This is a genomic window from Desulfobulbus propionicus DSM 2032 (genome assembly GCF_000186885.1).
In the GTDB taxonomy this organism is placed as follows: Bacteria; Desulfobacterota; Desulfobulbia; order Desulfobulbales; family Desulfobulbaceae; genus Desulfobulbus; species Desulfobulbus propionicus.
In genome coordinates this window covers 409883-422715 of sequence record NC_014972.1, presented here as the reverse complement: position 1 = coordinate 422715, position 12833 = coordinate 409883, and the positions used below count along the sequence as shown (strand labels likewise).

Below are 12833 nucleotides of genomic sequence, written 5' to 3'. Positions count from 1 at the left end.
TAATGGCTGTCATCGAAATGTTCTGCGGTGCCATGGGTAACGGCAAATCCGCTATCGTCAATTCAATAGCCTTCAAGTTCCTGCGTCGCGGCGGCGTTATTGGCCTGAACTACCCGCTTGTCGATGATTGGGCCATCAAATATGCCTCGCGCATCCTTCCGCCTTATGTCTCCGATCAAGAAATTTTAGATAAAGCCTGCGAGTTCTATAACCGAGCCTTCCGTTTTGGCTCCGTGGCTTCATGCTATGAATTTGCCGAAAAGGTTTCTCAGCTTGCCACCGGGAAACAGGCAAAAACGCGCGAAGAATGGGGGCTACAAGTTTTCGATGAAGCCAGTCTTTATTTTAACGCCAGGGATTATCGAAAATCCAGAAACAACCAATTTATCGAATATTTCATCAATATACGAAAACTCAAAATTCAAGCAATTTTCATGTCGCACAATTCCGAGGACATCGACAAGCAGATTCGCGGCAAGGTGGACTTGGTTACCTGGTGTCGAAACATGCAGAAGAGAAAGCTTCTCGGGATTTCGCTCGGCCTTTTTTACAAGCATCCTCGTTTTGCCACACAATCCATCGTCAACGGTGAAGGCACCTTCAAAGGCATGATGGAAGATAAATTCACCTACAAATTAGACTTCGACACCTGCGACTTATACGACTCCTTCGAACTTTTCAAGAATGACGCCCTGGAAGAGGAATTTGGCCTCGAACCCCTCGGCCTTGATCCGCAAATATATTACAGGACCGCCGTTCAGGAACTGAGGGAAAAACATCAGGCGATAACCGAATCCTCCTTTATTCACGATTACCGAGAAATCATTAATCCAGGTGCCTGCCATGCCTAATATCTTTTTTCTTCTTTGTCTTGCTTTCCTGAACATCTTCGGCTTTGGGCTCAACAGCGCTAACGGCGGCGTCACCTACTCTCGGACCCCTTCTACCCCGCAATCCAGCTCGGCGTCCGCCTCCAACCCTGCTCAGGACACGCCGGGCAATACCGGCACCTTTGGCGGCGGGTTTCCCTACACCACCACAACCAGCCCCTCGATGCGGATCAAGCAGGCCAAGCCCTGCCGGGAATATCTCGCTATCTGTGAGCGGTCGTGTGCGGAGCGCGGCGATATGTTCCGCTTCGTCTGCATCGGTCAGGACTTCCAACCCTTTGACGAGCATTTCCGCTGTCAGTGCGGCGACGATCTCACCGGCGGGCAGCTGGTCAAGGGGGCTAAAAGATGAAACGGATCGCCCTGCTCACCGTCTTTTTCTACTGCTGCACCTTTGCGCAACCGCCGCAAAGTCACTCTGCCGTTCCCGTTGCCCTCATAGCGGCCGCTGCCATTGGTGCATCCATGGCGGCAACTTCCGCCGGAACCTATTACGCCCAAACCGGGCAAATACCCCAATATGTCAAGACGGCTTCCGGTGCCGTCGCCACGGCGGCCGACGCTGTGTTCCAGCCCTCTTATCTTGCTCAGGCCGTTGGTGCCCTTTTCACCCCTCAATCTCTTACCACGGCTCAAAATTACTATGCGGCTAAGGCTGCCGCTGTGGGTGCGTCAATTGCTGATATTGTAGATCAGGTTAGAACCTCCGCATCCGGTGCATACACTAGCCTCAAGAACTTGATAGAAGCTAACTCTTTGCCTGTCTCCGTGAATCCATCAGATTTTTTTGTCGGTGTTGTTCTCGAACTTACGGACGGTACATTTTTTGAGATCACACAAGCTCCATACGCTGCCAATTACACGACTCTCACTTATTTCAACAACAACGGGTCCACATACCCTAAATCTGTTTATTCTACGCTTATCTATGCAACTCCCTCTCAGGCTGTTTTTCTCGATTTGAATGATACTTCCGTCAATTCCTACGGAGCTACCACCTATAGAGTTTGGATAGCGAAAGGGAGTCTTGAGACAAAGGAACCGACATACAAACCATCACCCGGCGTCAGCTATCCCGGCTTGGCCGATGGTCTTGTAAGCCCGGCGCCTGAAGTTGCTTCGGATTTACAGCAAGCCATTAAAGATTTGCCCGACGCGAAAAAGAAAATTGCCGATGCGGTTCCGGGCGCATCCGTTGACACCCTGACAGAGCCCACCCTTACCGCTGCCGAAGTCGCGCAAGCTCTCAAGGATAATGCAACTTCAGTTGCACAAGCTGCCGCTACGGTTGCTCAAGAGATTGTCAATTCAAACGCTGATAATGCTACTGCCCAAATTGCTGCATTGCAGGCAGCAGTTACCGCTGCTCAATCCGCCGCAAATCAATCGGAACCTGATCCCGAATCTGAACCTAACTATCCAGTCCCAACCTCTTGGTATACCCCTACATGTGACCTGTCCGACGGCCTGTCTTCATGCATTAATTATGAGCAAATCTTGAATGCCTCAGTCGCATTCCAAGAAACAGCCCTATATCAACTCCCCAACCTGCTTCTTGATTGCCTCGGCTACGTTGAAGGCAGCGGTTGTGAATATCCTCCAAAAATTACTGTTGATTTGTCGAGCCGTTTCATAACTGATCCAATGGTTCTTGATATGGCGCCGTTTGATTCAGTTGTGAAGGTAATGAATTTTTTCTTTGCCATACTGTGCATTATCGGCACTGGTAAAGCGGTCATGGTTCTTTTCAGCTAAGGGCTGATGCAATGGATTCTTTGATTAAAATAATACTTTCTTGGTTCCAAGCGTTCTTCGATACGCTTATCAATGTAATCGTTGATGCCTTTGTCCTCATTCTCAACGCTATCCTTGCCCTTCTCGCATACCTCATCGAAATGATGGCGACAATCATGCCGTCTTTGTCTCTCGGGGCCGATCTTGTCAACCAATTCCCTACACCGCATACTGCTATTTGTTGGTTGACCTGGTTATTCCCGGTCGATGTTCTTTTCCAGTGCACTCAATTTTATATCTCTTTGTATCTGCTCAAATTTATGTCTGGCCCCATCCTTCGATTCCTTAAGATAACTTCCTAAAACTGGAGGCAAGAAACATGACTTTCAAATCTTTCGCTTATCTCATTCCTTTTTTCCTGATTCCTTTTGTCGTCTTTGTCCTCATTCCAAGGTTGAGCCCTTTGTTCCGCAAACTTCAACGGTACTTTTCAAAATGATTGCCGCCATTCTCTTCTACCTCGCTTGGTTATCAATCGTCTTCCTGGCGGCCTGCTTTTTCACCGCTTTGTATCGGCTTTGGTGGAGCCTCTACGCCTTATCATGCCTTGAGAAACATGCTTATACAATGATCGCCTGCACGGCCTTCGATGATCTGCATACCATCAAGCCTCTCTGTGACCAACACGGCATTAGCTACAATTGGATTTATTTCGGCCGCCTCTGCGGTCGAGCAATCAATGCAATTAGGAGTGAACGCTGATGAGCACTCGACCCTGTTTCCTGTTTTTACTGTTTTTGGCGTCCATGCTTATTGCTGGCGTCATCGTAGCTAACCTTTGATGAGGCCAAACAAATGAGCCAATCACATAACGACAGGACAAATCAGGTCGTTTGCCTTTGCGCCGATTGCGGCCGTAAAACCGTTTGTGACCCTTCTCTTCCTCACTTCGGCCTTTGCCTGTTCTGCGAATCTCGGATCCGCACTTCCCGGCTGATCTGCAAGGCCACCAAGCTCGGCCCATCTTCGTCCGGATCCTCAGCTCCAGGGCGGCCTCATTGCTCTTGAATCTTGCTTCGGCCGAAAAGCGTCAACCAATCGTTTACACCATTTCACGGCAAAAGAGGCGTTTCATGGTTGAGACCGCAGATTACTTAAAGATGCTGTCCCGGATGATTCGAGCAGCCGGCCGCCGTGTTGCCGCCGCCGATGAGCACGAACTTGCAATGCTGATTCAACTTCGTTCCGAGTTTGACCAAGCCGTACAGGTTGCCATTGATGGGCAACGTTCCTTCGGCAGGTCCTGGGAACATATTGGCCTAGCTCTAGGGCTCAGCCGACAAGGCGCTTTCCAGCGCTACGGCAGTAAAAGAAAAAATGAAATTAAAAACGACCTACCCAAACCCGTCCATCTCCCCCCTCCTTAAGGTTCGCTGTGATCGCCTGGGGCGGTTTCCAGGCGATTGCAGGGACCTTGAGGAGGCAACAAGCGATAGCGCGTTAGTGCGTAACGATCAGGATTCATTTTTTTCAGGAGTTCATGCGATGTACGATGGTTTCCTTTCTCAGGCTCAGGCACCGGTAATTTCGCCTTCTTTTCCCCAAGACCGATTAACAAGGGGGGTCGAAATCTCCACGGGGCTTGATCGGTTGAAGGTCGGTTTCTATGTCGAGTTCAAAGATGAAAGGTTGTTTGAAATCTTGGGTCAGGGAAAAGCAAAGGCGCAAGAGATTCGGCAAGTGGTGCCAATCAAGCTCGGTGATGATTTTGACCAGTATTACAACTGCCACGCCACCGGTAAAAACGGTGGGTATGCCTTTCACATCTCACGCGCTGACGTCAATGTGTTCATCTCCACTCGTCGGGATTACATGGATACCCCGAACGTGTGGGTTGATATTGGCTCCATGTCCTGTTGGGCTCCCGGATATACCACCGTTATCAACCAGATTTGCAAGCTGATCCATCTGTACCAGGGCACGGTTCACAAGAATTCCGTTTCTGAGGTTCACTTGTGCGCCGATTCTATTGGGCAGGATATCCGCGAACTCGGCCTTGAACGGTATGATTATTGGATCACCCGGGCGAACAAGTTCTTCTCCTACTATGACCATTCGCAACAGAAATTTTCCGGTATTACCTGGAATCAATCAGAGGGCGACCTGGGGGACCTCTCCACCTATACTGGTCGCGTCACCGAAACCGGTATTTCCGTTGGCCAGGGCGATATCATGCTTCGCGTTTATGACAAGGTTCTGGAGATCGCCAAGAACGATGGCAAGAAATCCCTTTTTGCCTCAGTTTGGTCACGTGAGCAAGATGACGATGAAGATTTGCAGGTAACTCGGGTCGAATTTCAACTTCGCAAAACCGTCTTGAAACAGTTCCGTATCAAGACGTTGCAGGATTTGCACAAAAAAGCCTCTTCCCTTTGGTCTTATTGCGTCACTGATTGGGCTCGGCTTTGTCTTGAACCTTTCGACCGCAACAACCGTCACCAGGACCGGGCAAAGATTAATCCCTGGTGGGAACGCCTTCAATCCCTCCAGTGGAGCGGCGAAGAGATGGCATCACGCCGCAAGTGTCTTCCCACCAAGAACAAGCGACAGCTTGAGGATATGCTCGCCGGTGTCGCGCTCAACCTCGCTGCCATCAATGGTTATACCGGCAATGATCATGACGTGATTTCCATTTGGTGCCAGGAAGCAATTTCTTCCATTCTCAGTACCAAGGCTCAAAAGGTCGATCCCAAAACCGGCAAGTCTGATTTACAGGTGCGCATGGAACAAAAGGTTAACGAGGTGTGGCCTTACGGGTTCAGCGAGATCCATGGCCCAACGATGAACGACGCCGAACAAGGTGTCATAGGTGCGGCCATTCCTCCACCTTCACCCCCCGGCGACACTTCTTTTTTCGTCTGCATTCATTGTGCGGAATTTGTCGATCATGACCAGGCTGTTTCTTACATTGCCGGCAGCCCGCATTGTCAATGCAAGTCATGCCTCGAAAAGCTCTCCCATGGCGAGAAATTGCCTGATCGCCGCAATGATTTTTATTTGGCGCGTGTTGGCTGATCGGATTGAGGTACGCAAGGAAATGAAAAATTCGATTTTTACCACACCCCGGAGGGGCCTGATGGGGGACAAAGCCCTTGGGGCTGAGTATATGCCCGCCGTTGCCGAACGTGCCCGCCGCATAAAAGCCGCCGTCCGTGAAGAGAAACAATCCGCCGTCGATCCTCGGCAGCAATTTTTACCAGGATTTGAAAAATGTATCCTGAAATGATGACCTTGAAAGAGGTTTGTGAATATTTCCGAGTTGAAAAGCGTGTCTTGCTTCGCTACGGTCTTGAAAAGATCGGGGGAGTACGCTTGGGGCCACGTTCTTGGAGATTTCCACGAAATGAGGTTATGAATCATGGCGTACAAAAACTACAACAACAACAAAGACAAATATCCCTGGACGGGACAGAGGATAGTCAACGGAAAGAGGCAGAGGAAAAGCTTTCTGACCAAGAAAGAGGCTCTTTTGTGGGAGTCCGAACAACTTCCCGACGAAATAGCCGAACAAAAGACCCATTCGGTTTGCTTGCTTGATTGGGCAACTGAATATCTAAGGCATGCAGAGCAAAATTTTACCGGCAAGACGTTTGACGAAAAACGAATGGCCTTTCGTCAATTTTTTGCCTACTCTGGCATCAACCCGAAAGAATCGGCCAATCGGTTAACCGCCCTGCAAGTCCAAAAGGCTTTGCAAAGGCAATCCATCAGCCGATCCGGGAACGCTGCCAATAAAGACAGGAAAAATTTGTCGGCGGCTTGGTCCTGGGGCGTGAAGTTTCTTCAACTCCCCAGCGAAAACCCGTTTTCCAAGGTGGAGAAATTCGCCTCGGAGCGGTTCGAAAGATACGTTCCAACCCTGGACGATTTTTGGAAGGTCTTTCATTCTCTCGTCCAGGACCAAGATAAGCTGATGCTCTATTGCTACTTGCAGACCGGAGCCCGTCGGGATGAGCTGTTCCGTCTTACCTGGGCCGATGTGGATTTTTTTCGTAAAAGAATCCGCCTCAGCTGGAGAAAAAATAAGGTCGGAGAATGGCGCTCTCAGTGGTTGAGCATCAAGGACGATCTTGCCGAGTGGCTGTTACGGCACAAGAAGGGAAACAGCGACTTGAAGGAACATGTATTTGTCAGCTATCGGAGCCTTGCCTATCAATACCGCCAGCATTGGCTGAAAAAGGTCTGCAAGGAAGCCGGGGTAAAGCCGTTTGGTTTTCACGGAATCCGGCATCTGTTTGCTTCAATCCTGGCGGCGCAGAATGTGCCCCTGGTTGAAATTCAATACATGCTCCGTCACACCAGCTTGGCGACGACTCAACGGTATATTCACAGGCTGAAAAAAGAAAACCGGGAAGTGCTAGCGGCACTCCCCGGCTTAACTGCTTCCGAGAAAAATCCTTCAAAAATCCTTCAGCAGGTTCTCGGAGTATGACCCAGCTAGATAACTAGCTGATTTATTTGGCGTCCCCAACCGGATTTGAACCGGTGTTGCCGGCGTGAAAGGCCGGTGTCCTGGACCTGGCTAGACGATGGGGACAGGTCTTAAAATACTGGATGGTGGGTCGTGCGCGGCTCGAACGCGCGACTCTCTGCTTAAAAGGCAGATACTCTACCGACTGAGTTAACGACCCTTCATTTCGAGAGACTCTCTCTACTAAGTTCTCCTGAGCGTGTCAACCAAAAATATCTTTCAGAATTATTTTCTCCCCCCAAGAGGGCCTTGTCATGTCCCATGCCGTTACGGCCTCCACAGTTAGACCAATTTTACTAAAATCCTTGTGGTCTGTGCGCGGGTTTGCGAGTACAATCGACTCAAATTTGTCCAAATGAAAGATGGATTCTCCATCCGGATTTTTTCATGGTCAGGATAGTATGGGATTACTCGCAGGTTCAGCATCGTTGACACGTTTTTCGGTGGTAGGGGAATTGCCCGAATCATTCTGGGATGTTGCCGCCCAGAGAATCGCGGCGATGAGCTTCAAGGATATCGACGACACCATGGACGAATATTCCATCGGCTGGGTTTCGGTCGCGGACATGTTTGACGCCGGCTTCGCCTACAGCTCCTATGCCGCCGGGGACTACATCGCCTTGACGATGCGGGTTGACGAGCGCAAGGTGGCACCGTCGGTACTGAAAAAATATGTCGCCAAAGAAGAAGAACGGATCAAGCGGGAAAAACAGATCCCCCGATTAAATCGGGCGGCCCGCCTAGAGATCAAGGAGCGGGTGCGCGCCGAACTGATTCGCAAATCGCCGCCGGTTCCCTCCACCTATGACCTGTGCTGGAATTTGGCCGACAGCACCCTGCTCTTTTTTTCCACCAGCAAAAAGGCCATGGCTCTCCTTGAGGATCTGTTCAAGGAGACCTTTCACCTCTCGCTCATCCTGCAGATCCCTTGGCTGACCGGCCAACGCATGGCCGAAGGCGAGGCATTGGAAAAATATGAGGAAATGCGCCCCGCCATTTTGCTGTAATCAACGGCTGCACAACCACGTTCGCTGAAGACGATGGAGGAAAAATGAACGGATTCGCGCTTGCCCTGCTCGTGGGGATTGCCCTGCTCGCGGTTGTCTTCCTGTGGAAAAATCAGGCCGCCCGGAAAAAATCCACGGTCAGCAAAGCCGAGGAACAGGCGCAACGCCCTGCCCTGCCACCCGAGCAGGAACCGCCCCAGGCTGTTGAGGCGCCCGCAGTCGCTCCTGTTCCGGAGGAATCGGCTGCCACGGTCATAACACCAGAGCTTCCCTCCTTGGAAATGACCGTCGCGCCGACATCGGACACGACAGCAGCGGTTGCCGAGCCAACGCCGACCGAGCCCCCAGCCGCAGTGGAACCCATCACGGAAGATCAGGAGAGGGGTGAGGCGGCAGAGCCGTTGGCGATTGTCGAGCACGATCGGTTGGCCGAGGAAACAGAGCCGGTTCTCGCAGCGGCAACCGAAGGGGAACAAGAGGCGATCAACGAACAGAAGGTCGTGGCGGCTGCTGAAAGCGCATCGCCCTCCGCCGCACCCTTCCCCGAGGAAGGGGAAGGGCGCGCCGAATCGCCTGCCAGTGGCCAACTCCAGACAGAGGTGATGGATTTCGCTATTCCCGACCTTGTGGCCGAGCCCAAGGCTTCCGAAGAGCCCCCGCCGCTGGTCCGCCTGAGCCTTGAGGCCTATGCCTCCCGCCTGAACGCCCTGGAAGAGCGGCAAAGAGCCGCCTTGGCCCAGGCCATTGAACAGCAGGACGACAAACGACGGGATCAGTTGCAGCGCGAGCTGGTGATCATGAACGACAAGCTGGCCCTGCTGGCCGACAGTTATGTGGACGAAATGGCCTGTTACCAGCAGATCCTGGACGCCCTGGTACGGTTGCGACACGAAAACGGAGAACCAGAGTTGACGGCAGCCATCGACCAATTGCAGGTCGGCGAGCCGGCGGCAGCCGAGGCGTATCTGGCGCACCTGAGCGGACAATCCCACCCCCTTGCCGCCCAGGCCGCCCATTTCAGCGGTCAGTTGGCCGAGTGCCGCGTTGACCTGCAACAGGCCATGGAAAGGTACCGCCTGGCAGTGGCCAAGGAACCGGGCAACCCTCGTCACCTCCAGTCCGCCGGTCGAACAGCCCGCTGCCTCTATAAGTACAAGGAAGCGGTGCCGTGGCTGGAATCCTTTGTCCAGCTCTCCAAGGAGAGTAGCGCAACCGATCCCCTGGCCTTGGCGCTGGCCCAGCGGGAATTGGCCTATACCTACGTCCTCAGCGGCCAGTACCAGAAGGCCGGTCCGCTTTACAAGGAATCGATGACCAGCCTGGCCAAGCAACTGGGACAGGACCATGTAGAGATGGCGGTCAGTTGGCGGCAGATCGGCGAATACCAGGAAACCCTGGGGGAATATGACAAGGCGGTGGCCCTGTATAAGAAGGCCCTGGATATTCTGGAAAAGAAACGCGGTAGAGAGCATCCCGCCTTGACTGGCATCCTGGCCAAGCTGGCGGCCCTGTGCATGGAATTGGAGATGGAGAAACAGGCGGTGCCGCTTTATGAACGGTTGGTCCGCATCCAGGAGAAAACCCTGCGGCCGACCCATCCCCAGTTGGTCATCAGTCTCAATAACCTGGCCGAATCCTATCGCCTTCAGGGGCAGTATGCCGAAGCCGAGGCCTGTTACCGGAAATCCCTGGCCATCAACGAGGCCGTGCATGGCAAGGAGCACCCGAGCGTGGCCGCCATCCTCCAGGAATTAGCCAAACTGTGCACCAATCAGCGTAAATCCGAGGAAGCCCAACACTATCAGCAGCGGGCAGCGGCCATTTTTCAGCAGAGTGTCGAGGCCGCGGAAAAACAACAAGGCAAAGAGGCGTTAACGCTCGAACTGTAATCCTGGCGGTGCCTTGCCGCCACGTCAACGGAACAATCTATGGATCTTGTCGATCTTATTCAGGAAAAAAGATTTCTTGGCCAGGAGTTTCTCGCCTGGCTGTGGTTCAAGTCGGAGGAGCGCGGCGGTAGCGTCGAGGTGCCGGGCCGGGGTGACGTGCTGGTGGTTTTTGAAAAGCACATGCTGCTCGAATACGGCGAGGGCGATGCCAGCGAGAAGGTGATCTGCCGCGGCCTACAAACCGAGCTCAAGGAGGCCAGGGCCGGACTTGGCCTAGCCAAGAAACCGGAACAGGCCCGCCTGCGTCTGGCCTATGGCGATTACGAATTCGGTGTCACCCTCACGGCGGCGATCTTCGAGTTCCGCAACATCCGCCTGCCCAAAACAGTGGATGCGGCCGACGAGGGCAAGGACGCCGAGAGTTTGGAGGGGCGCATCCTCGAACGGATCGGCCTCTTCGAGCAACTGACCCACCTGGTGGGCGATCTGTTCCGCCTGTTCATTAACATCAGGGCCTCGCATCTGTGGAACGAGGAACTGATCAAGATTCGCGCCTGGATCGAGTCCGGCGTCCATCAAGGATAACGCCTTTAGCACACAACAACGTTATGGAATTTGAAACCGTGATCGGGCTGGAAATCCATGCCCAGATGAAGACCAAGAGCAAAATTTTCTGTGGTTGCTCCACCGAGTTCGGCGCGCCGCCCAACACCCACACCTGCCCGGTATGCCTGGGCATGCCCGGCTCGCTGCCGGTGCTCAACCGTAAGGTGGTGGAGTCGGCCATCAAGCTGGGATTGGCCACCGAATCGACCATCAACCGGGAAAACCGCTTTGCCCGCAAAAATTATTTTTATCCAGATCTGCCCAAGGGGTACCAGATCTCCCAGTTCGAACTGCCCATCTGCGAGCACGGCCGCATCGAGATCGAGGTAGACGGCCAGACGCCCAAGACCATCGGTATCACCCGCATCCACATGGAGGAGGATGCCGGCAAGCTGGTTCATGACGAACGCGAGCCGGTCAGCTATGTCGATCTCAACCGCACCGGCACGCCGTTGCTCGAAATCGTCAGCGAACCGGACCTGCGCTCGCCGGAGGAGGCCGCCGCCTATTTGAAGAAACTGCATGCCATTGTCCGCTACCTCGATATCTGCGACGGCAACATGCAGGAGGGCAGTTTCCGCTGCGATGCCAACATCTCGCTGCGACCACGAGGGCAGCAGGAGTTCGGTACCCGCACCGAGCTGAAGAACATGAATTCGTTTCGCAACGTGCAATTGGCGCTGGAATACGAGATCCGCCGCCAACGCGACGTTCTGCTTGAAGGCGGCGAGGTGATCCAGCAGACCCTGCTGTGGGATCCGGACAAGGGGCGGACCGAGCCGATGCGTGGCAAGGAAGAGGCCCACGACTACCGCTACTTTCCGGACCCGGACCTGATCCCGGTGGTGGTTGACGAGGCGTGGATTGAACAGGTGCGTGCCGAATTGCCCGAACTGCCGGATCGGCGGCGGCAACGGTTTGTCAGTGATATTGGGCTGACCGATTATGATGCCGCCCTTCTCACCGCCTCCCGTGAACTGGCCGACTATTTCGAAGAGGCCCTGCTGAACTTTGCCAACGCCAAAAAACTGGCCAACTTCATCGGTACCGAACTCCTGCGTGACTACGGCCCCGAACGCATTGGCGAATGCCCGGTCAGGCCGGCACAGTTGGCCAAGTTGCTGCGCCTGATCGAGGAAGGCACCATTTCGGGCAAGATCGCCAAGACGGTCTTTACCGAGATGCTGACCAGCGGCGACGATCCGGAGGCGATCGTCAAGGCCAAGGGGCTGGTGCAGATGAGCGACGAGGGTGCCTTGGTGGCCCTGGTGCGAGAAATTATCAACGCCAACCCGGATCAAGTGCAACAGTTCCGCGATGGCAAGACCAAGGTGATGGGTTTCTTCGTCGGCCAACTGATGCAGAAGACCAAGGGGCAGGCGAACCCCCAGCTGGCCAACAAGCTGTTTGCCCAGGAGCTGAACGCCTGAAACCGCTGTGGATAAATGTGACTGGCAGGACAAGGGTGCGGGCCATCGCCAGCGGCTGCGCGACAAGCTCCTGGCGCAGGGGATCGAGGCCTTCACCGACAGCGAAATCATCGAACTGCTGCTGACCTTCGGCACACCGCGCTCCGATTGCAAGGAGGCGGCGCGCGCGGCGCTGGCCCAGTTCAAATCCCTGCCCGCCGTGCTCGACGCCTCGCCGATCCAGTTACAGCAGATCAAGGGGATCGGTCCGAAGAACATCTTCGCCCTCCAGTTCATCCAGGGGGTGGCCCGGCGCTACCTGCGCCAGCGCATCGTTGGCAAGCAGTATGTCCACTCCTCCCGCGAGGTGGCCGACTATCTGATCCACTCCATGCGCGGCCTGCAACACGAAGTATTGACCGTGGTCTTCCTCGACGCCGCCCACGGCATCATCGACGCGGCCGTGGTGGCCGAGGGCACGGTCACGGTCAATACCGTCTACCCGCGCGAGCTGGTCAAGGCCGCCCTGGCCCGCAATGCCAGCGCCCTGGTGATCGCCCACAACCATCCCTCGGGCAGCCTCACCCCCTCCCGCCAGGATGAAGAGCTCACACGCTCCCTCCATCTGATCTGCTCGTTCATGCACATCAACCTGCTCGACCACCTGATCATCGGCGCCTCCGATCAAGTGTACAGTTTCGCCGACCAGGGAATCATGGCCAAGATCCGTGCCGACTGCCGCCGCCTGCTCGACCGGACCGCCTGAC

Annotated in this window: 12 protein-coding genes and 2 tRNA genes; 12 read left to right on the top strand and 2 right to left on the bottom strand. The window is 54.1% G+C overall.

The genetic code is table 11. The features are described 5' to 3' along the window. Positions 1 to 2 precede the first annotated feature (2 nt). The 7 genes from DESPR_RS01975 to DESPR_RS01940 all read left to right on the top strand — a co-directional run bounded on the left by DESPR_RS01975 (position 3) and on the right by DESPR_RS01940 (position 7116). Positions 3 to 851, top strand: a complete 849-nt coding sequence (locus tag DESPR_RS01975; protein ID WP_015723136.1) for a zonular occludens toxin domain-containing protein — start codon at positions 3 to 5, stop codon at positions 849 to 851. Beyond that, positions 844 to 1242, top strand: coding sequence for a hypothetical protein (locus tag DESPR_RS01970; RefSeq protein WP_015723135.1), 399 nt, complete (start codon positions 844 to 846; stop codon positions 1240 to 1242). Before DESPR_RS01975 ends, DESPR_RS01970 begins: the two co-directional genes overlap by 8 nt. Then, positions 1239 to 2645 carry a hypothetical protein gene (locus tag DESPR_RS01965; protein ID WP_015723134.1) on the top strand — a complete coding sequence of 469 codons (1407 nt, stop codon included), beginning with the start codon at positions 1239 to 1241 and terminating at the stop codon, positions 2643 to 2645. The genes DESPR_RS01970 and DESPR_RS01965 overlap by 4 nt, the downstream gene beginning before the upstream one ends. Positions 2646 to 3757: 1112 nt before the next feature. Beyond that, positions 3758 to 4051 (top strand): hypothetical protein, encoded by a 294-nt coding sequence (locus tag DESPR_RS18235; RefSeq protein ID WP_015723130.1) that lies wholly within the window; start codon positions 3758 to 3760, stop codon positions 4049 to 4051. A 118-nt stretch (positions 4052 to 4169) separates the two neighbouring features. Then, entirely contained in the window at positions 4170 to 5699 is a 1530-nt protein-coding gene (locus DESPR_RS01950; RefSeq protein ID WP_015723129.1) for a hypothetical protein, read from the top strand. 61 nt (positions 5700 to 5760) lie between these two features. Then, positions 5761 to 5910 (top strand): hypothetical protein, encoded by a 150-nt coding sequence (locus DESPR_RS01945; protein ID WP_015723128.1) that lies wholly within the window; start codon positions 5761 to 5763, stop codon positions 5908 to 5910. 132 nt (positions 5911 to 6042) lie between these two features. After that, positions 6043 to 7116 (top strand): tyrosine-type recombinase/integrase, encoded by a 1074-nt coding sequence (locus tag DESPR_RS01940; protein ID WP_015723127.1) that lies wholly within the window; start codon positions 6043 to 6045, stop codon positions 7114 to 7116. A gap of 27 nt (positions 7117 to 7143) precedes the next feature. Here DESPR_RS01940 and DESPR_RS01935 read toward each other — a convergent pair. Together DESPR_RS01935 and DESPR_RS01930 are read right to left on the bottom strand one after the other, a co-directional pair. After that, positions 7144 to 7221, bottom strand: a tRNA-Glu gene (locus DESPR_RS01935). Between the two features lie 18 nt (positions 7222 to 7239). Continuing rightward, positions 7240 to 7315, bottom strand: a tRNA-Lys gene (locus DESPR_RS01930). 241 nt (positions 7316 to 7556) lie between these two features. Between DESPR_RS01930 and rdgC the strand changes: the two genes are divergently transcribed. The 5 genes from rdgC to radC are packed head-to-tail and all read left to right on the top strand — an operon-like array spanning position 7557 to position 12832. Beyond that, the gene (gene rdgC, locus DESPR_RS01925) at positions 7557 to 8162 is read left to right on the top strand and encodes a recombination-associated protein RdgC (protein ID WP_015723126.1); all 606 of its coding nucleotides are present in this window, start codon (positions 7557 to 7559) and stop codon (positions 8160 to 8162) included. Positions 8163 to 8206: 44 nt separating this feature from the next. Next, complete coding sequence (locus DESPR_RS01920; protein WP_015723125.1) at positions 8207 to 10051, top strand: tetratricopeptide repeat protein; 1845 nt, start codon at positions 8207 to 8209, stop codon at positions 10049 to 10051. Positions 10052 to 10090: 39 nt separating this feature from the next. Next, positions 10091 to 10636, top strand: a complete 546-nt coding sequence (locus DESPR_RS01915) for a hypothetical protein (protein WP_015723124.1) — start codon at positions 10091 to 10093, stop codon at positions 10634 to 10636. 23 nt (positions 10637 to 10659) lie between these two features. After that, positions 10660 to 12087 carry an Asp-tRNA(Asn)/Glu-tRNA(Gln) amidotransferase subunit GatB gene (gatB, locus tag DESPR_RS01910; RefSeq protein ID WP_015723123.1) on the top strand — a complete coding sequence of 476 codons (1428 nt, stop codon included), beginning with the start codon at positions 10660 to 10662 and terminating at the stop codon, positions 12085 to 12087. 7 nt (positions 12088 to 12094) lie between these two features. After that, positions 12095 to 12832 (top strand): RadC family protein, encoded by a 738-nt coding sequence (gene radC, locus DESPR_RS01905; RefSeq protein ID WP_015723122.1) that lies wholly within the window; start codon positions 12095 to 12097, stop codon positions 12830 to 12832. The last annotated feature ends 1 nt before the right edge of the window (position 12833 follow it).